The organism is Rhizobium atlanticum (assembly GCF_030182485.1).
GTDB lineage: Bacteria > Pseudomonadota > Alphaproteobacteria > Rhizobiales > Rhizobiaceae > Rhizobium.
This window is the reverse complement of sequence record NZ_JAQJCJ010000002.1, coordinates 486,125-504,907: the sequence shown is the minus strand read 5'-3', so window position 1 is coordinate 504,907 and position 18,783 is coordinate 486,125. Positions and strand designations below refer to the sequence as shown.

Sequence of the window (18,783 nt, the reverse complement as noted above, 5' to 3'; positions counted from 1 at the left end):
TTGTTGAAACGTCAAAATTCTATGTCGTCGCCGGGTAGGATGTCACCTTCCTCGGATTCGGCGGCGGCCGGCGGCTTCAACTCGCCTTCCTCCTCCGGTTCAGGCGCCCGCACGCGCACGTCGATGATCTTGGCGCCGGGGAAATGCGCCAGGATTGCCGCGACATCGGGATCCTGACGCGCATCGCTGACGCGCTGTTCCTGCGCCTTGGCCTCTGCCTCCACCATCGTCGGCCCGCCTTCTTCGCGGCTGGTGCTGACGATCCAATGGATTCCGGTCCATTCCTTGAGTTTGACGGCGAGCTCGTTGAGCAGCGTATTCGGCGCGCCTTCGGTGAGGTTCACATCAAGCCGGCCGGGCTCCAGACGGACCGGGCGCACGAAGTTGCGCACCAGCGCCTTTAATTTGACGTCGCGCTTCTCGGCCGCAAGCTCGACGATATCGGCGATGGAATTGACACGCACGAGCGGCTTCGGAGCCTCTGCGGGCTTTGCCTCGGTACGACCGATATTCTGCGGCTCCGGATTAGGCACGGCGCGCAGCATCGCGGTCGGCCCCGAGGGCTGCGGCCGTGGTGTCGGCTCCGTCGCCCGTGCGGCAACGCTGCTCTGATAGGGAACCCGCGTTCCGTTGCCGCCGCCATTGCCGGAGGGTGAGGAGGGGCGCTGGCCGGCATTATCGCCGGAAAACTCCGCAAGCCGCCGCGCCGCATCCTCGGGCGCCGGCAGATGCGCGGCGTGCGCGAGCCGGATCAGCACCATTTCGGCCGCCCCCGCCGTGCGCGACGAGCCTTCCGCTTCGGGAATGCCCTTCAGCAGCATCTGCCAGATGCGCGACAGCGTCGTCACCGCAACACCCCTAGCGAATTCCGCCGCCTTGGTGCGCTCGATCTCGCTCAGAGAAGGGTCGTTTGCCGCATCCGGCACATATTTCAGTCGCGTCACCAGATGGGTGAAATCGGCAAGATCGGTCAGCACGACCACCGGATTGGCGCCGGCCTCGTACTGGCTCTGGAACTCGCCGAGTGCACCGGCCACATCGCCTTTGACGATTTGCTGAAAGAGATCGACGATCCGGGCGCGGTCGGCAAGGCCGAGCATGCCGCGCACCGCTTCCGCCTGCACGGCGCCTGCGCCATGGGCGATCGCCTGGTCGAGCAGCGACAGGCCGTCGCGGGCAGAGCCTTCGGCGGCGCGCGCGATCATCGCCAGCGCGTCCGGTTCCGCCTCGATGCCCTCCTTGGCCGCGATTGTCGAAAACAGCCCGACGAGATCCGACGCGCTGATGCGGCGCAGGTCGAAGCGCTGGCAGCGCGACAGCACGGTGATCGGCACCTTGCGGATCTCGGTGGTGGCGAAGATAAACTTCACATGCTCCGGCGGCTCTTCCAGCGTTTTCAGCAGGCCGTTGAAGGCCTGGGTCGACAGCATGTGCACTTCGTCGATGATATAGACCTTGTAGCGCGCCGAAACCGGCCGGTAGCGCACCTGCTCGATGATTTCTCTTATATCGTCGATGCCGGTATGGGAGGCGGCATCCATTTCGATCACGTCAACATGCCGGCCTTCCATGATTGCCTGGCAATGTTCGCCAGGCACGCGCAGGTCGATCGTCGGCTTGTCGATATCAGCCGTCTTATAATTCAGCGCGCGCGCCAGGATGCGCGCCGTCGTCGTCTTGCCGACGCCGCGCACGCCAGTCAGCATATAAGCCTGGGCAATGCGGCCGGTCTCGAAGGCGTTCGTGAGCGTGCGGACCATCGGCTCCTGGCCGACCATCAGGTCCGTGAAATCCTTGGGGCGGTATTTGCGAGCCAGCACCCGGTATCCGGTGCCCGTCGAGGCGGCATCTTTTGATTGTCGCTCGGTATCGCTCATCGCCCTGCTTGTCGCCCGAATCGTCGAGCATTTCGTGGAGAGAAGGTGGGAGGCTGGCACGATGACCCGTGCCGGGCTCGTTAGGGCTGCTTCCTTCCGGACCTGACCCGGTTGGCGAGTGGCTCGTCCACCACCAACCTCCCGGATGCACATATCGGCAATATCGTCATCAAAAGCAAGCCAACATCCAAAAAAACTGCTAGTCCTAGGAAAAGACAGGAGGAATGTCCCTTGGACGGTTTTGTGCTCGACCCCCGGCTGGAAAACGACAGCGTCAGCATCATGGTCACCGGTCTCTGTGATCTTAGATTATCCAAGGATGCCCGCTGGCCGTGGCTCATTCTGGTCCCGCGCCGGGCTGGAATTACCGAAATCTTCGAGTTGACGCCGCTCGATCAGGTGCTGCTCGCCTTCGAGACGGAGCTTGTCGCCAAGGCCTTGAAAGACATCACCGGCGCGACAAAAATCAATATCGGGGCTCTTGGCAATATCGTCCGCCAGCTTCATGTTCATGTCATTGCCCGCTTCGAAGGCGACGCCAACTGGCCGGGTCCCGTTTGGGGTTTCGGGCGCGCTGAGCTTTACGAGGACGCAAGGAGAGACGAATTCACAGCAAAGCTGCGGGAAGCCCTTTCATCATGAACCATTCGCTTTTCGATTCGGATGTGCCCCATCCGGAACCCAGCAATCTCACTGCCTTTGCCGCCAACGACCTCAATCGCGATTCCGAACATCGTGACGAACATTCCGTCGAAAGGGCGCTGGCCAAGGACGGCACCCATATCTTTGCCTTCGCCCGGGACAAGCTGGTGCTGAAACATGACGGCCAGGTGCTCGATCCGCTGTTTGCCCGTTACGAATTGCAGGAATTACAGCCGGATTGGGACGAGACGGTGCTGCTCGGCTACCGCAAATCAGGCGAGCCGCGCCTTGCCGTTCCCGTCGGCATCGACGTCGAAGATCTCGCCAGCCAATACAAGCCGGCCGACGGCCGCACGCTCTTTCGCGAGATGCTGATCGACGAAGTCTTGCTCGGCGAATTCGCTCAGGCCGCAAGCCTCATCCGCTGGAATGGCGACAACCGCTTTTGCGGCCGTTGCGGCGCGGCGATGGAGATTCATATCGGCGGCTACAAACGCGTCTGCACCGCCTGCGAACACATGATCTTCCCTCGAACCGACCCCGTGGTCATCATGCTGACGGTCGACGAGACGCGCGACCTCTGCCTGCTCGGGCGCAGCCCGCATTTCGCGCCTGGCATGTATTCCTGCCTTGCCGGTTTCGTCGAACCCGGCGAGACGATCGAGAATGCCGTGCGCCGCGAAACGCTGGAGGAATCGGGCATCCGCACCGGCCGTATCCGCTATCATGCCTCGCAGCCCTGGCCGATGCCGCATTCGCTGATGATCGGCTGTTACGCTGAGGCCAAATCGACCGAAATTACGCGCGACGAGACGGAACTCGAGGATTGCCGCTGGTTCACCCGCGAGGAAACAATTGAGATGCTGGAACGCCCGAGTGCGACGGGCAAGGCCTCTCCGCCGAAAGGGGCGATCGCCCACCGCCTGATGCGCGACTGGGCGGAGTGGAAGCGGTAACACCATGCCGGTCGCCCGCTCGGAACGGCTGCTGACGCTGCTGCAGACGCTTCGGCGTTATCGGCGGCCGGTGACCGGAACTGTTCTTGCCCAGGAAACCGGCGTCAGCCTTCGCACGCTCTATCGCGATATTGCCAGCCTGCAGGCCCAGGGCGCGATGATCGAAGGCGAAGCGGGCATCGGCTATGTGCTGAAGCCCGGCTTCATGCTGCCGCCGATGATGTTTTCCGAAGAAGAGCTGGAAGCCTTGGTGCTCGGTTCGCGCTGGGTGGCCCGTGCGGCCGAGCCGCGCCTTGCCGGCGCCGGCGCCGATGCGCTCGCCAAGATCGTCGCCGTGCTGCCGGCCGACATGCGTGACATGGTCGATTCGGCGACACTCTTCGTCGGCCGCAAGCGCCAGGACGAGGACAGGGCCGATGTTTCGGCTATCCGCAAAGCGATCCGTCTGGAGCGCGTGCTCGAACTGCATTACGGCGACGAGCAGGGCCGTATCTCCCGTCGCCGTGTCTGGCCCTTCGCGCTCGGCTATTTCGAGCATGTGCGCATCATCATGGCCTGGTGCGAACTGCGCCAGGATTTCCGCCATTTCCGCACCGATCGCATCATTGATATGGCGGTCCATGAGATGCGTTATCCCCGTCGCCGCACAGCGCTCCTAAAGGAATGGCGCGAGACGCAGGACGTGCCGCTGGAGACTTGAACGCTGCTGCCATAAACTGTCAGCAGGGAGAGTTATTATCAGTCTCACTTCACTACAGCGCCGCGCGTCTTCGGACGCGCAAGGACGCTGTGACATCCAGGTTTAGCGCATCGTGCCGATGCGCTTGGGAAGGAGTACTGATCATGGTAACGCCTCCAGTCATTCAACAGGCCGGTGATCGCTTCGCCTCCGATAGCTTTGCCGACATCATTTCCGCCGAGACTTTTGCCGACGTCCGGCAGTCGGCACGCTCCGGCCTCCTGCGCCTGGCTATGAGCTTTTTCCGGTTCTCCGAGAGCAACCGCTCGAAACTCGATATCGAAGCCATACCGGATTCCCGCAAGCGCGACCTCGGTTTCATGGATGGGCGCAACCCGCGCCTCCAGGACCGGTTCCCGCTTTAAACATCTGATTGTCCAACTCATCCACTTGCCGAGAACGGGCGTTGCCTTCGCAGCGCCCTTTATTTCCTCCTGCCATAAATTGGCAGCAGGAGATCTCGCGGACCCAACTTACAGCAACGGGAGAACCGAAATGACCAGCCCCAATCTGATAATTCTCTATGTCAAGGATCCGGCAGAGAGCGCGAGCTTCTATCGGAACCTCCTGAACCGCGAGCCGGCCGTCGAAGCGCCGAATTTCGTGGCCTTCCCGCTCGATGGCGGCTTCACCCTTGGTCTCTGGCGGCGCAGCAAGGTCGAGCCGCAGCCCTCGGCCATCGGCAATCGAGGCGAAGTGGCCTTCATGCTGGCCGGAGAAAATGCCGTGGCCAGGCAATATGATGACTGGCGTCAGCGTGGCCTGCCGATTGCCCAGGAACTGACTGAACTCGATTTCGGCCCGACCTTCGTCGTGCTCGACCCGGACGGGCATCGGCTCCGCGTATGCGAGCCGGATAAATAATGAGAGAGCGCGAGGCCTGTTAAAGCAGGCCTCGCATCACATGCCCCTTGTAGACCCCGAGGATGCGCACCTTTTCGGAGAAGAAACGCAGCTCCTCCAATGCTCGGCGAACGTTCGGATCGTTCGGATGGCCCTCGATATCGGCGTAGAATTGCGTCGCCACGAATTTTCCGCCGAGCTGATAGCTTTCGAGCTTCGTCATGTTGATGTTGTTCGTCGCAAACCCGCCGAGCGCCTTGTAGAGCGCAGCCGGAATGTTGCGAACGTTGAAGACGAAGGTGGTGACGACCTTTTCCTCAGCCGAAGTGCGTTGCGCCCATTCCTCATCGCGCGACAGGATCACGAAACGGGTGACGTTGTTTTCCGTATCCTCGACATTCTCGGCGACGATCTCCAGCCCGTAGAGATCAGCGGCAAGGCGCGGAGCAAGCGCCGCCATCGAGCGATCGCCGGTTTCCTTCACGAGTTTTGCAGCGCCTGCCGTATCGCCGGCGATGACAGGCTTCCAGCCGTGAGCGCGCACAATCTTGCGGCACTGTCCGAGGGCGTGGATATGGCTGTGGACGGTGCGAATCTCATCCTTGGTGACCCCGGGCAGAACCATCAGCTGAAAGCGGATCGGCATGAAATATTCGCCGATGATATGCAGCCGCGATTCCGGCAGCAGATGATGGATGTCGGCGACGCGTCCGGCAATGGTATTCTCGATCGGGATCATTGCGATATCGGCGTCGCCATTGTCGACCGCCGTGAAGGCATCCTCGAAAGTCTGGCAGGGCAGCGGCTCCATTGTCGGAAACATGTCGCGGCAGGCCATGTCGGAATTGGCGCCGAATTCGCCCTGGAAGGCGATCCTGTTGGTCTTGATGTTCATGATAGTCCCGTCAGTTCTGCCGTGCAGAGAGGATGCGTCGCGCTTTTTCGAGGTCGGCCGGAGTATCGACACCGAGCGGAACCGTGTCAACGATCTCGGCATCTATGCGCATGCCGGCCTCCAGTGCCCGCAACTGCTCCAGCGATTCGCGCTTTTCAAGCGTCGACGGGCCGAGCGACACGAACCGTTCGAGCGCCGCGCGCCGATAGGCATAGAGACCGATATGATGGTACAGCGGCCCCTTGCCGTAGGGCGCCGTCGCGCGCGTGAAGTAGAGGCCGCGCAGGCGGGTGTCAGAAATCGGCGAGCCAATGACCTTGACGATGTGCGGCGCAGTCTTGTCCTCCTCGTTGTCGATTTCGATGGTGAGCGTGCCGATATCGACCGCTTCGTTCTCGAGGGGGCGCAAGGCCGCCCGCACCGTTTCCGGCTCGATCGTCGGCAGGTCGCCCTGGACGTTGACGATGAACTTCGCCTTGCCGTCCGGATCAACCTTCTTCAACGCCTCGAAGATGCGGTCCGAGCCGGATTGATGATCCTTGCTGGTCATGACGACTTCGAAACCGGCGGCGGCCACCGTATCGAACACTTGCGGATCGTCGACGGCGACGACGACGCGGCCGATTTCGGCTTCTTTTGCGCGCATGGCCACCTGCACGATCATCGGCAGTCCGCAAATATCCGCGAGCGGCTTGCCCGGAAGCCGGGTGGAGGCCATCCGTGCCGGGATCAATACGAGCACGTCGTCGAAATTTGAATCACGCATGGTTCGGGCCTTCTATTCCGGGCTGAAAAGTGTCAAAAAGTCTCACGCATAAGACCATTTAGACAGTTGCAACGAACAGTCAAAAGACATAGGTTCCGCGCGATTTCAAGATGGTCCGGTTCTGGTCTGCCGGCTGCAAGGGGAGCATTGCAGATGAATTCATACGTCAATACGGCCGTGGGGGCACTGCTCGGAACGATTTTCGTTCTGATGTCGGTCTCCATCGCGTCCGAGGGGATCTTCCATTCCGAAGCGCCGGAGAAGGAAGGTTTCGCGATTGTTGCCGAAGAGGCGCCTGCCGCCGGCGGTGAAGCTGCGCCGGCTGCTGCCGTTCCGATCGCCCAGTTGCTCGCTTCTGCAGATGCCAAGGCCGGTGAAGCGATCTTCAAGAAGTGTCAGGCCTGTCATGACGGCACCAAAGGCGGACCGAACAAGGTCGGTCCGAACCTCTTTGGTGTCGTAGATCGCCCGATCGCCTCGCATGAGGGCTTTGCCTATTCCGCTGCGATGAAGGATTTCTCCAAGGGCGGCAGCGAGAAGTGGACTTTCGAGAACCTCAACAAGTTCCTGCTGGCGCCGAAGAAGGACGTTCCAGGCACCGCGATGGGCTTCGCCGGTCTGGCGAAGGATCAGGATCGCGCCAACGTCATCCTCTACCTGCACACGCTCGCTGATTCGCCGGTGCCGCTTCCGGATCCGAAAACGGCCACGCAGTGAACGGCACGATGATCGCATTCATGGAAAAGCCCGGCTCGCAAGCCGGGCTTTTCTTATTTGCCGAGACCCGCTCAGGCGCCCAGGAAATAAGCCCAGAGCGAGACCGTGATGGCGCCGAGCGCCGTTGTCACCGTGATCGTCGAGGCGGCGAGGCTGTGACCGACGCCGAACCGGTTGGCGATCAGCCAGGCGTTGACGCCGGTCGGCACCGACGAGGTCAGCACGATCGCTGCCGTCCATGCAGGGCTGAGACCGAGGAGATGGCTCGCCGCCCAGACGCAACCGGGCAGCAGCAGCAGCTTTAAGCTCGAGGTGACGCTGGCAATGCCGAAATTGCCGGAGACGCCGTATCTCTCCAGCGCCATGCCGAGCGAGATCAGCGCCGCCGGACCGGCAATGCCGGCGATCTGATTGACGACCGTCGCCAGCGTCGCTGTCATGGTAAGGCCGGAAAGGTGTATGGCCATGCCGGCCGCAAGCCCGATCACCAACGGATTGCGTATGAGATTGATGGCGATCTGGCGAAGCACGAACACCATGCTGCGGTCGCTTTTGCCGGCGATCTTGCGCTCCGCGTGCTCCATCAGCACTGTGCCGGCGACCATCATGACAGGCAGATGCACGGCAAGCAGGATCGACAACGCCACCAGCCCTTCGTCGCCGATGGTTCGCTGAACGAGCGGCAGCCCGATGAAGACGTTGTTGGCGAAGGCTGAGGACACCCCGGCAAGTACGCCGATCCGTTCGTCGCGGCCGAAAAGCCGTGTGGCGGCGATATGCCCGGCCGTCCAGGTGATGGCGACACCGGAGAAATAGACGATCCAGAGCCGGAAAGGGGAGGCGCCGTGGAAATCCGCTTCGGCGATGGTACGGAAGAGCAGAAGCGGCACGGCGATCTTGAAGACGAATTCGCTGAGCGCGTCGCCGACATTCGATGCCATCAGGCCGCTGCGAACGATCACCCAGCCGATGAGGATCAGGATGAAGATAGGAAGGACGTCGAGAATGATGGCTGACATGAGGCGGGATGCTCTGCGGGGAGGGGAATATCCGACCTCTACAGCATCGGCCCGAAAATCGGAATGGATTTTCGGTAAGCCCGATGCGCAGATTTAAAGAGTGAGAGCGTCCTTTGTGCGCCCGAACGGACGCACGGCGCTCGATCAGCAAAAGGCAAGCGCCGCCCGATCCGGCCGCGGAGCTCTCCGCAAAGCAAAAAAAGCGGGCAAAGCCCGCTTTCCGCTCCGGCCTTGCCGGAGGGATCACGAAGCTGCCAGTTCATCCGTGGTCAGCATCGCGCCGGTAAGATCGAAGGGATCATCCCTCGGGCGCCCGGCTGCAACTGAAAGCTGCTCATGCCGGTCTTCCTGCGAATATTTCTAGGTTTCGAAGATGACAGGGGCGTGACGAATGAGCGGCACTTTTGCGAAGAAATAGATGCGCCATTCACCATTTGTCCTTCCAAACCGCGGAAATTTCGCTAAGACCGAACCCCGGCTATCACAAATCCGGGACCCCCCATTTTATGACAAGATTCGATGTTCTGACGGTCGGCAACGCAATCGTGGATATCATCGCCCGTTGCAACGACCAGTTCCTCATTGACAACCAGATCACGAAGGCGGCGATGAACCTCATCGACGCCGAACGCGCCGAACTCTTGTATTCACGCATGGGGCCGGCTCTCGAAGCCTCCGGCGGCAGCGCCGGCAACACGGCGGCGGGCGTTGCCAACCTCGGCGGCAGGGCGGCCTATTTCGGCAATGTCGCTGCGGATCAGCTCGGCGACATCTTCACCCACGATATTCGCGCCCAGGGCGTTCACTACCAGACGAAGCCGAAAGGCACCTTCCCGCCTACCGCGCGTTCGATGATCTTCGTCACCGAGGATGGCGAGCGTTCGATGAATACCTATCTCGGCGCCTGCGTCGAACTCGGTCCTGAGGATGTCGAGGCCGATGTCGTTGCCGATGCCAAGGTCACCTATTTCGAAGGTTATCTCTGGGATCCGCCGCGCGCCAAGGAGGCGATTCTCGACTGCGCCCGCATCGCCCATGAAAACGGCCGGGAAATGTCGATGACGCTGTCCGACAGTTTCTGCGTCGATCGGTACCGCGGCGAGTTCCTCGATCTGATGCGCTCCGGCAAGGTCGATATCGTCTTTGCCAATCGCCAGGAGGCGCTGTCGCTTTACGAGACCGACGATTTCGAAGAGGCGCTGAACAGCATCGCCGCGGACTGCAAGATCGCCGCCGTGACGATGAGCGAGAACGGCGCCGTCATCCTGAAGGGCCGGGAGCGTTATTATGTCGATGCGATCAGGATCCGGGAGGTTGTGGATACGACGGGTGCCGGCGACCTGTTTGCCTCCGGCTTCCTCTATGGCTACACGCAGGGACGGTCCCTCGAGGATTGCGGCAAGCTCGGTTGTCTCGCCGCCGGCATTGTCATCCAGCAGATCGGCCCGCGCCCGATGACCTCGCTTTCCGAGGCCGCCAAACAGGCGGGGCTTATTTGAAGGCTTCGCCGGGATAGGCGCCCCAGATTTCCGACTGCGCCACCCAGCCCGCGGCGCCGTCGGTTTCTGCGTGGCACCAATCGCCGTTGCATTCGCCGATCGTCAGCATCACGCCGGGTTCCAGCTTGGCGACGATCGAGGCGGAGGGCTGCGCCTCACGGCGCAGATTGACATAGACGCCCTTGCCCTTCGTCTTCATCCAGGGCGCGGCGATCGCTGCGCGCTGACCTGATAGCAGCGACTGATTGACCCAGCCTTCAGTACCATCGGCATCGCGGATGCGGCGCCAATTGTCGTATTCCTGGATGATTTCCACCGGAAGGCCGGATTTCAGATACATCCACGATACGGCGAAGTCCGTTCCCGGGCCGATGCGCAAATTGACGCGCTTCGATTTCAATGTGACGAAGCGCGGCAATGGCAGGCCGCTCGGCCCCTTGGCCGCCTGCGCATGAGCAAATTCTAAGGTTCCCATGGATGCGGCCAGAGCAATCGCAAGGGCGAGGCAGGACTTCAGGACTTTGCTGCGCATGGAGGCTTCCGTTTGCTCGAATTCGCGCCAGGCACGGCCTGCGCGCGGTCCGGGCTTTTACATTCCACGGCTGCACCACGAGTTTTGTTTGTCTTCGCGTGCGGGTCTGGTAGAAATTGCCCGGAACGGGAAAATTATCACCCCTCTTGGTTAAAGACCTCTGAACAAGGCACCGCAGGCAGCCATGACAGCGAAGAAAAAACCGAAGGTCTACATCACCCGCAAGCTGCCGGATGCCGTCGAAACCCGAATGCGGGAGCTCTTCGATGCCGAGCTGAACATCGATGACACGCCGCGCTCCGTTCCCGAGCTCATTGCCGCTGTGCGGAATGCCGACGTGCTGGTGCCGACGGTCACCGATCGCATCGATGCGGCGCTGATCGATGAGGCGGGACCGCAGATGAAGCTGATTGCCAGCTTCTCCAACGGCACCGACCACATCGACGTCGAGGCGGCGGCGCGCAAGGGCATCACCGTCACCAACACGCCGAACGTCCTGACCGAGGACACTGCCGATATGACGATGGCACTGATTCTCGCGGTTCCGAGGCGGCTCGGCGAAGGGGCGCGGGTCCTGACCGACAAGCCGGGCGAGTGGGCCGGCTGGTCTCCCACCTGGATGCTCGGCCGGCGCATTCACGGCAAGCGGATCGGCATCGTCGGCATGGGGCGAATCGGCACGGCGGTGGCCCGCCGCGCCAAGTCTTTTGGTCTTTCGATTCACTACCACAACCGCAAGCGCGTCAATCCGGCCGTCGAGGACGAGTTGGAGGCAACCTATTGGGAAAGTCTTGACCAGATGCTGGCCCGCGTCGACATCGTCTCGATCAACTGCCCCTCGACACCGGCGACCTTTCACCTGATTTCGGCGCGCCGCCTGGCGCTGCTGCAGCCGACGGCCTATCTCGTCAATACGGCGCGTGGCGACGTCGTCGATGAAACCCAGCTGATAAAATGCCTGAGGGAGGGCAGGATCGCCGGCGCCGGCCTCGACGTCTTCGAGAACGAGCCTGCCGTCAATCCGAAGCTCGTCAAGCTCGCCAATGAGGGCAAGGTCGTGCTGCTGCCGCATATGAGCTCGGCGACGATCGAAGGCCGCATCGACATGGGCGACAAGGTCATCATCAATATCCGCACCTTCATCGATGGCCACAGGCCGCCGAATCGGGTGCTTCCGGGTCGTTGAGGAATTCGGGGGCGAATTGTTCGATGCGCGTCAGCGAGCGAGTATCTTCCGCATCTCGATGAAGGTCGTCCTGGTGAATCCAGGATGGGCCTTCTCGGCGGTTCTGGAAAATCCCCAGGCGGCAAAGACGGCGTGATTTTCGGTAAGCTCGATGCGTGTTTCCAGCCGCAAAGCAGCCAAGCCCAGTTCTGCAGCCGTCTCCTCGGCAACTGCCAGCAGACGCCTCCCGAGGCCCTTGCCTTGCGCTTCCGGCAGAACGGCGAGCTTGCCGACATAGAGACAATCGGCCTCCGGCCGCAGAAACAGGCAGCCGGTCAGTTTGCCATCGTCGATGACGACATGGCCGATCTCGGCCTCGGCCTTTGCTGCCAGCGCCTCCGCCGTGAGATTGAGCGCCGAGGACGGCGGATCGATCTTGCCGTTCATCGAAGCGAAGGCCGCGAGGATGAGGGCGAGCAGTTCGTCCCAGCGCGCGAAGTTCTGATCGAGGCGGATAATCCTCATCCGGCCTGCCTGGCGCGGCGGCGCCTATAGCGCACGCTTTCGAACCGGGCCGAGAGTGCGTCGTAAAGCAGCAGCCGCCCGATCAGCGGCTCGCCGGCGCCGGTGATGAGCTTGATCGCCTCCATCGCCATCATCGTGCCGATGACGCCAGTGAGCGCGCCGATAATGCCGGCTTCAGCGCAGCTGGGAATCAGACCCGCCGGAGGCGCCTCGGGAAAAAGGTCGCGATAGCCTGGGTTGGGCGCTCCATCCTCGGCCGTCTCATAAGGTTTTAGCACGGTTAGTGAACCGTCGAAACGACCGACGGCGCCGGTGACGAGCGGGATACGTGCTTCCTCCGCCGCATCGGCCGCGGCATAACGCGTATCGAAATTGTCGGAGCCGTCGATCAGGAAATCGAAGCCGGATAATTGACGCCGGGCAGTCTCGCGAGAAAAGCGTTCCTCGAAGCGGACGAGCCGGACATGCGGGTTGAGCCTGGCAATTGCCAAGGCGGCGCTTTCGGTTTTCAGCTCGCCGATCGTGCCGGAATCATGAATCACTTGGCGCTGCAGATTGGACAGCGACACCCGGTCGTCGTCGACGATGCCGAGCGTGCCGATACCGGCGGCGGCGAGATATTGCAGGATCGGCGCACCGAGCCCCCCGGCGCCGATCACCAGCACACGGGCGGCTTTGAGTTTCTGCTGGCCTGCGCCGCCGATTTCGGGGAGCAGGATATGGCGTTGATACCGGGCGATTTCATCGGGGCTGAGAGGTTCCATGGCGGCGATCGTAGCATGGCCGCCGACATCGGCAAAAGCGACATCGGGAAAAGCTGTTTCCCTCATCCGAACACCCTTCCGTCCGCAACCGTAAAGAACTGCGCCCTGTCGCCGAGGGCCGAGAACATTCCCCGATCCGTTCCGGTCATGAAGGCCTGACCTCCCAGTCCGTCGATAAGGTCGAACAGCGCGGCGCGTCTGTTCTCGTCGAGATGCGCAGCGATCTCGTCGAGCAGCAGGATCGGCGCATGACCGGTGAGATTGCCGACGAGTCGCGCATGGGCAAGCACCAAGCCGACAAGCAGCGCTTTCTGCTCGCCGGTGGAACACCGCTCCGCCTCCATCGCCTTTTCGCGGTGGTGTACGATGAGGTCGGTCCGGTGCGGCCCCTCCAGCGTGCGCCCTGCGCCGGCATCGCGGTAACGGCTCTCGGCGAGCATCGCCGCGTAGTCGTCCTCGAGGTCGACCGATGGCCGCGAGAACTGGCCGTCCATGAAGCCTGAGAGGTGCAGCGAGGCTGACGGGAAAGGCGAACTCTCCAGTGTTTCCTCGGTCAGCCGGGTCAAGAGGCCGAGCATCTCCTGGCGGGCGAGCGCCATGGCGATGCCGAGGCTAGCCATCTGTTCTTCGATACCGGCAAGCCAGGAAGGGTCGAAGCGACCTTCGTCCAGCAGCTTGTTGCGGCTGCGCATGGCGTGCTCGAAATCGCTCGCGCGGCGGCCGTGGGCGGGATCGAGCGACAGCACCAGGCGGTCGAGAAAGCGTCGGCGGTCGGCGGAGGCGCCGGTGAAGAGCCCGTCCATCGCCGGTGTCAGCCAGAGAAGACGCAGATGATCGGTCAGCTCGTCGGCGGTCTTAGCCGGGGTGCCATTGATCCGAAGCCGGCGGGCTGTGGTGTCCTCGCCCGTTTCTATGCCGGTTCCGATCTCGACTTCGCCCTCCATGCCGTCAAGCGCCGCGAAGATCGAAAAGCCGCCGGCCGCGCCGACGCGGGTAATGTCGCGATAGGCGGCTCGGCGCAGACCGCGGCCGGGCGAAAGCAGCGAGACCGCCTCCATGAGATTGGTCTTGCCGGCGCCATTGTCTCCGGTCAGCACGGCATGCCGACCATCGAGACTAAGGCTCGCGGCGGCATAATTGCGGAAGTCTGTCAGCTTCAGACGGGAAAGAGAAACCTTATGCGGCATTGCGTATCCGGGTTCGTGAAGCGTGACAGCTAAGCCGAAGCGGCGCAGTTGGCAAGCGCGCCGCTTCGCGCCGCGGATCGCGCGCACTTTACCAGAAGCATCGCAAACACGATCGATTCCGGAACTTTTCGGTACCGTTTTTCCCGAATTCTGGAAAAATACAACCGCATCAGAGGCCTCCGACATTGGGAGTCCTCACCGACGACGGTCACCGTCGGGGTTCTCGGATAGCCTGTATAGCAGGGCTTCTGCGACTTTCCTCGATGGCTGCTGACGTAACGTAATGCCCAGAAAAAGTCGGTTGAATTTTGCAACTGCCGGGTTGCGTTATCCCGGGAAAACGATATGGTGAACAAAAGGTTCATGTATAAGAGAGTGGTGAAGTGCCAGATCCGGTCGATATCATTGTTGGTCGCAACATCAGACAGCTTCGCGCCATTCGTCGTGTTTCCCAGCTCGAGCTTGGTGAAGCACTCGGACTGACTTTTCAGCAGATCCAGAAATATGAAAAGGGGACGAACCGCGTTTCAGCCAGCAAGCTGCATCAGATCGCGGTTTTTCTCGGCGTCGAGATCTCCGCCCTCTTCGAGGGGACGGATATATCGGAATTCGGCGGCCGTATCGAACTCAGCCCTGATGCCTATGCCCTTGCGCTGAGCTACGACAAGCTGAACTCGGCTGCGGGCAAGGAAGCGGTCAAGACCATCCTTACACTCATGAGCGGCGACGTGGTCGAGAGCGCCGCCTGACTCAGCCGAAGCGGTCAGATGATCGCGGAAAAGCAACACTTCTTCAGACAGGGACGATCATCGAATCATGTCGGGCTTGTCCGTAGCAGTAGACGCATTTCGCGACGCGCTGGTGAATCAGTGAATCTCGCACCCATGCAACGCCGTCAGCAGGTCGTCCTGCGTCTGGTGGCCGGCGTGGTAGAGGTCGATCGCGATACTGGCGATGGAAAGGCCCTGCTGGCTGCGAAGCTTGATATTGCGCTCGGCACACCATGTGTAGATTGCGCCGGCGAGAACGTCGACATCTTCGGACTGAGAGGAAAAGGCTGGCGCCATGATGGATACTCTTGCTTCGTGGTCCCCGTTAGAGCGTCTGCATCCAAATGGGACGCGCCGGAAACGCTCTGTCGCTCTGAAACTGCGCATCACCCTCCTGACATCGATGCCGAGATCCTGGGTCATGCGCTGACGGCAGAGATTGGAGTCATTTTAAAAACTTGCAAGCGGCATCATCTGGCTGCGTTAACGCAAGTTCCTGTTCCGATCCGGCGCCGTGTCGTTCTGGAACAGATCGCCCGGCATGAACTACCCATGTCTCAAATCGGGATTTGCGCTAGCAAAAAAAAGCCGGAGACGTTTCATCCCCGGCTCTCGCGATTGCGTATCGATCGACCGCTCAGCCTTCGAAGAATTCCTTCATCCTGGCAAAGAAGCCGGTCGACTCGGGATTGTTCTCCTTGGAGGAAATCTGCTCGAATTCCTGCAGCAATTCGCGCTGACGCTTGGTGAGCTTTTGTGGTGTCTCGATCTGGATCTGGATATAAAGGTCGCCCGTCTGCGCCGAACGCAGCACCGGCATGCCCTTGCCCTTGAGACGGAACTGTTTGCCGGCCTGCGTGCCCTCAGGCACGCTGACGCGCGATTTGGTGCCGTCGAGCGTCGCGACATCGAAGGTTCCGCCAAGAGCCGCCGTCGTCATGGAGATAGGCACCGCACAATAGAGATCGGCTCCATCGCGCTGGTAGAATTCGTGCGGCTTCACCGACAGGAAGATATAGAGATCGCCGGCCGGTCCGCCGCGAGCCCCGGCCTCGCCCTCGCCCTGCAGGCGGATGCGCGTGCCATCCTCGATGCCGGCGGGAATATTGACCGAGAGCGAACGTTCTTCCGTCACCCGGCCCTGGCCGTGGCACTTCGGGCACGGATCGGGAATGATCTGGCCGCGGCCGTGGCAGGTCGGGCAGGTCCTCTCGATCGAGAAGAAGCCCTGGGCTGCGCGCACGCGCCCCGAGCCCTGGCAGGTGCCGCAGTTCTTCGGCTGGGTGCCGGGCTTGGCGCCCGAACCTGAACAGACGTCGCAAGTGATGGAGGTGGGAACGCGGATTTGCGCCGTCTTTCCCGAGAAAGCCTCTTCCAGCGTTATTTCCATGTTGTAACGGAGATCGGCGCCGCGCTCCCGGCCTCCGGCAGAGCGCTGACGCGCCCGGCCGCCGCCCATCATCTCGCCGAAAATATCCTCGAAGATGTCGGAGAAGCCGCCACCGGCAAAGCCACCGCCACCGCCGCCCATGCCGCCATGTTCGAAGGCCGCATGGCCATAACGATCATAGGCTGCCCGCTTCTGCGGATCCTTGAGCATCTCGTAGGCTTCGTTGATTTCCTTGAACTTCCGTTCGGCTTCCTTGTCATCCGGGTTCTTGTCCGGATGATATTTCATTGCAAGCTTTCGGAAGGCGCTCTTCAGCTCTTTCTCGTCCGCCGATTTGGCTACACCCAGAGTTTCGTAAAAGTCCGCTTTTGCCATTAAGGATTAAACCCCGGAAATGGATTTCCGGCTGCCATGGTGAGCAGCCGGATCAGGTGTTGAAGCACTATCACGCCGCCGCGGATTACGCGGACTTCTTGCGGTCGTCGTCCTTGATTTCCTCATAGTCGGCGTCGACGACGTTGTCGCCGCCTTCCGCGGAGGAATCGGCAGCAGCGCCGCCTTCGGCCTGCTGTGCTTCATAGATCGCCTGGCCGAGCTTCATGGAAACTTCCATGAGCGTCTGGGTCTTGGCCTTGATGTCTTCGGCGTCGGCTTCGGTTGCCTCCGTCGAGGACTTCAGCGCGGCGATCGCATCCGAGATCGCGGTGCGGTCGGCTTCGGAGACCTTGTCGCCGTAATCCTTCAGCGACTTTTCCGTGGAGTGGATCAGGCTTTCGGCCTGGTTCTTGGCTTCGACGGTCTCGCGACGCTTCTTGTCTTCGGCAGCGTGGGATTCGGCGTCCTTGACCATCTTTTCGATGTCGGCGTCGGAGAGGCCGCCGGAAGCTTGGATGCGGATCTGCTGTTCCTTGCCGGTGCCCTTGTCCTTGGCCGAAACTTGCACGATGCCGTTGGCGTCGATGTCGAAGGTGACTTCGATCTGCGGCACGCCGCGCGGCGACGGCGGCAGGCCGACGAGGTCGAACTGGCCGAGCAGCTTGTTGTCGGCAGCCATTTCGCGCTCGCCCTGCGAAACGCGGATGGTGACGGCCTGCTGGTTGTCTTCCGCGGTCGAGAAGGTCTGGCTCTTCTTGGTTGGGATCGTCGTGTTGCGTTCGATCAGACGGGTGAAGACGCCGCCGAGCGTTTCGATGCCGAGCGACAACGGGGTGACGTCGAGCAGCAGAACGTCCTTGACGTCGCCCTGCAGGACGCCGGCCTGGATGGCGGCGCCGAGCGCAACCACTTCATCCGGGTTGACGCCCTTGTGCGGCTCCTTGCCGAACAGCTGCTTGACGACTTCCTGCACCTTCGGCATGCGGCTCATGCCGCCGACCAGGACCACTTCGTCGATTTCGGCAGCGGTGACACCGGCGTCCTTGAGGGCTGCCTTGCAGGGCGCGATCGTACGCTGGACCAGATCGTCGACCAGGCTCTCGAGCTTGGCGCGGGTCAGCTTCAGCGTCAGGTGCTTCGGGCCGGAGGCGTCAGCCGTGATGAACGGCAGGTTGATTTCGGTCTGCTGCGACGACGACAGTTCGATCTTGGCCTTTTCCGCGGCTTCCTTGAGGCGCTGCAGGGCAAGCTTGTCGTTCTTCAGGTCGATGCCGTTGTCCTTCTTGAATTCGGCAACGAGATATTCGACGAGGCGCATGTCGAAGTCTTCACCGCCGAGGAAGGTGTCGCCGTTGGTGGACTTCACCTCGAAGACGCCGTCACCGATCTCGAGGATCGAAATATCGAAGGTGCCGCCGCCAAGGTCGTAGACGGCGATCGTCTTGCCGTCCTTCTTGTCGAGACCGTAGGCGAGAGCGGCAGCGGTCGGCTCGTTGATGATGCGCAGGACTTCAAGACCGGCGATCTTGCCGGCATCCTTGGTTGCCTGGCGCTGCGCGTCGTTGAAGTACGCCGGAACGGTAATGACGGCTTTCTCGACCTTTTCGCCGAGATAGGATTCGGCGGTTTCCTTCATCTTCTGAAGGATCATCGCGGAAATCTGTGCGGGCGAGTAGCCCTTGCCATTGGCTTCGACCCAGGCGTCGCCATTGTCGCCCTTGACGATGCTGAAGGGAACGAGATGCTTGTCCTTCTCAACGGTCGGGTCTTCGTAGCGGCGGCCGATCAGACGCTTCACCGCAAAAAGCGTGTTCGTCGGGTTGGTGACCGCCTGGCGCTTGGCCGGCTGGCCGACGAGGCGCTCGCCATCATCGGAAAAGGCCACCATGGAAGGGGTCGTGCGCGCACCTTCCGCGTTCTCGATGACCTTTGCGTCCTTGCCGTCCATGACTGCGACGCAGGAATTCGTCGTTCCAAGGTCGATACCAATTACTTTTGCCATGTCATTCTCTCCTTGAAGCAAGCTGTCGGAACCCCCAGAAGGCATTTCCCTGACAGCCCCTTACGGGATGGGTCTACTTGCGATTACGCAATCGTGATTGCGGTGATGCGGCGTATATAA

Annotated in this window: 20 protein-coding genes and 1 other RNA gene; 9 read left to right on the top strand and 12 right to left on the bottom strand. The window is 61.4% G+C overall.

Annotated elements, in window-relative coordinates; translation table 11 throughout:
• Nucleotides 1-11 precede the first annotated feature (11 nt).
• Complete coding sequence (locus tag PH551_RS04940; RefSeq protein ID WP_285192074.1) at nucleotides 12-1,877, bottom strand: DNA polymerase III subunit gamma/tau; 1,866 nt, start codon at nucleotides 1,875-1,877, stop codon at nucleotides 12-14.
• 45 nt (nucleotides 1,878-1,922) lie between these two features.
• An RNA gene (ffs, locus tag PH551_RS04935) (signal recognition particle sRNA small type) lies at nucleotides 1,923-2,019 on the bottom strand.
• Nucleotides 2,020-2,108: 89 nt separating this feature from the next.
• On the opposite strand from ffs, the gene PH551_RS04930 reads away from it, so the two are divergent.
• From PH551_RS04930 to PH551_RS04910, 5 genes are all read left to right on the top strand, one after another.
• Nucleotides 2,109-2,519 carry an HIT domain-containing protein gene (locus PH551_RS04930; protein WP_285192073.1) on the top strand — a complete coding sequence of 137 codons (411 nt, stop codon included), beginning with the start codon at nucleotides 2,109-2,111 and terminating at the stop codon, nucleotides 2,517-2,519.
• Entirely contained in the window at nucleotides 2,516-3,475 is a 960-nt protein-coding gene (gene nudC, locus PH551_RS04925; protein ID WP_285192072.1) for an NAD(+) diphosphatase, read from the top strand. Before PH551_RS04930 ends, nudC begins: the two co-directional genes overlap by 4 nt.
• Before the next feature lie 4 nt (nucleotides 3,476-3,479).
• On the top strand, nucleotides 3,480-4,175 hold the full coding sequence (locus PH551_RS04920; RefSeq protein WP_085776523.1) for a helix-turn-helix transcriptional regulator: 696 nt from the start codon (nucleotides 3,480-3,482) through the stop codon (nucleotides 4,173-4,175).
• A 143-nt stretch (nucleotides 4,176-4,318) separates the two neighbouring features.
• Entirely contained in the window at nucleotides 4,319-4,579 is a 261-nt protein-coding gene (locus tag PH551_RS04915; protein WP_285192071.1) for a hypothetical protein, read from the top strand.
• Between the two features lie 130 nt (nucleotides 4,580-4,709).
• Nucleotides 4,710-5,078 carry a VOC family protein gene (locus PH551_RS04910; RefSeq protein WP_085776525.1) on the top strand — a complete coding sequence of 123 codons (369 nt, stop codon included), beginning with the start codon at nucleotides 4,710-4,712 and terminating at the stop codon, nucleotides 5,076-5,078.
• Between the two features lie 19 nt (nucleotides 5,079-5,097).
• Here the strand turns inward: PH551_RS04910 and PH551_RS04905 are convergent, their stop codons facing one another.
• Nucleotides 5,098-5,952 carry a prephenate dehydratase gene (locus PH551_RS04905; RefSeq protein ID WP_097600445.1) on the bottom strand — a complete coding sequence of 285 codons (855 nt, stop codon included), beginning with the start codon at nucleotides 5,950-5,952 and terminating at the stop codon, nucleotides 5,098-5,100.
• A gap of 10 nt (nucleotides 5,953-5,962) precedes the next feature.
• A complete protein-coding gene (locus PH551_RS04900) occupies nucleotides 5,963-6,718 on the bottom strand; it encodes a 3-deoxy-manno-octulosonate cytidylyltransferase (protein WP_064800235.1) in 756 nt (251 codons plus the stop codon).
• A gap of 153 nt (nucleotides 6,719-6,871) precedes the next feature.
• On the opposite strand from PH551_RS04900, the gene PH551_RS04895 reads away from it, so the two are divergent.
• Nucleotides 6,872-7,435: a c-type cytochrome gene (locus PH551_RS04895; protein WP_085776528.1), complete on the top strand. Its 564-nt coding sequence runs from the start codon at nucleotides 6,872-6,874 to the stop codon at nucleotides 7,433-7,435.
• A gap of 71 nt (nucleotides 7,436-7,506) precedes the next feature.
• On the opposite strand, the gene PH551_RS04890 is transcribed toward PH551_RS04895, so the two are convergent.
• Nucleotides 7,507-8,454 carry an AEC family transporter gene (locus tag PH551_RS04890; RefSeq protein WP_285192069.1) on the bottom strand — a complete coding sequence of 316 codons (948 nt, stop codon included), beginning with the start codon at nucleotides 8,452-8,454 and terminating at the stop codon, nucleotides 7,507-7,509.
• A 506-nt stretch (nucleotides 8,455-8,960) separates the two neighbouring features.
• Between PH551_RS04890 and PH551_RS04885 the strand changes: the two genes are divergently transcribed.
• Entirely contained in the window at nucleotides 8,961-9,953 is a 993-nt protein-coding gene (locus PH551_RS04885) for an adenosine kinase (RefSeq protein ID WP_285192068.1), read from the top strand.
• Here the strand turns inward: PH551_RS04885 and PH551_RS04880 are convergent.
• Nucleotides 9,946-10,485, bottom strand: coding sequence for an SH3 domain-containing protein (locus PH551_RS04880; protein WP_011423530.1), 540 nt, complete (start codon nucleotides 10,483-10,485; stop codon nucleotides 9,946-9,948). The two genes, PH551_RS04885 and PH551_RS04880, sit on opposite strands and share 8 nt — an antisense overlap.
• Before the next feature lie 184 nt (nucleotides 10,486-10,669).
• Between PH551_RS04880 and PH551_RS04875 the strand changes: the two genes are divergently transcribed.
• Complete coding sequence (locus tag PH551_RS04875) at nucleotides 10,670-11,671, top strand: 2-hydroxyacid dehydrogenase (protein ID WP_285192067.1); 1,002 nt, start codon at nucleotides 10,670-10,672, stop codon at nucleotides 11,669-11,671.
• A 30-nt stretch (nucleotides 11,672-11,701) separates the two neighbouring features.
• Here PH551_RS04875 and PH551_RS04870 read toward each other — a convergent pair whose 3' ends face one another.
• From PH551_RS04870 to recF, 3 genes are read right to left on the bottom strand one after another with little or no spacing between them, the layout of a single operon-like run.
• The gene (locus tag PH551_RS04870) at nucleotides 11,702-12,175 is read right to left on the bottom strand and encodes a GNAT family N-acetyltransferase (protein WP_285192066.1); all 474 of its coding nucleotides are present in this window, start codon (nucleotides 12,173-12,175) and stop codon (nucleotides 11,702-11,704) included.
• Nucleotides 12,172-13,005 (bottom strand): molybdopterin-synthase adenylyltransferase MoeB, encoded by an 834-nt coding sequence (locus PH551_RS04865; RefSeq protein ID WP_483315404.1) that lies wholly within the window; start codon nucleotides 13,003-13,005, stop codon nucleotides 12,172-12,174. Before PH551_RS04865 ends, PH551_RS04870 begins: the two co-directional genes overlap by 4 nt.
• Nucleotides 13,002-14,126 (bottom strand): DNA replication/repair protein RecF, encoded by a 1,125-nt coding sequence (gene recF / locus PH551_RS04860; RefSeq protein WP_285192065.1) that lies wholly within the window; start codon nucleotides 14,124-14,126, stop codon nucleotides 13,002-13,004. The genes PH551_RS04865 and recF overlap by 4 nt, the downstream gene beginning before the upstream one ends.
• Nucleotides 14,127-14,509: 383 nt before the next feature.
• Between recF and PH551_RS04855 the strand changes: the two genes are divergently transcribed.
• Complete coding sequence (locus PH551_RS04855) at nucleotides 14,510-14,875, top strand: helix-turn-helix domain-containing protein (RefSeq protein ID WP_085776533.1); 366 nt, start codon at nucleotides 14,510-14,512, stop codon at nucleotides 14,873-14,875.
• Nucleotides 14,876-14,992: 117 nt separating this feature from the next.
• On the opposite strand, the gene PH551_RS04850 is transcribed toward PH551_RS04855, so the two are convergent.
• The 3 genes from PH551_RS04850 to dnaK all read right to left on the bottom strand — a co-directional run bounded on the left by PH551_RS04850 (nucleotide 14,993) and on the right by dnaK (nucleotide 18,663).
• Nucleotides 14,993-15,193 carry a hypothetical protein gene (locus PH551_RS04850; protein ID WP_085776534.1) on the bottom strand — a complete coding sequence of 67 codons (201 nt, stop codon included), beginning with the start codon at nucleotides 15,191-15,193 and terminating at the stop codon, nucleotides 14,993-14,995.
• Nucleotides 15,194-15,533: 340 nt separating this feature from the next.
• Nucleotides 15,534-16,661: a molecular chaperone DnaJ gene (gene dnaJ / locus PH551_RS04845; RefSeq protein ID WP_085776535.1), complete on the bottom strand. Its 1,128-nt coding sequence runs from the start codon at nucleotides 16,659-16,661 to the stop codon at nucleotides 15,534-15,536.
• A gap of 85 nt (nucleotides 16,662-16,746) precedes the next feature.
• A complete protein-coding gene (gene dnaK / locus PH551_RS04840) occupies nucleotides 16,747-18,663 on the bottom strand; it encodes a molecular chaperone DnaK (protein WP_085776536.1) in 1,917 nt (638 codons plus the stop codon).
• Between the last annotated feature and the right edge of the window lie 120 nt (nucleotides 18,664-18,783).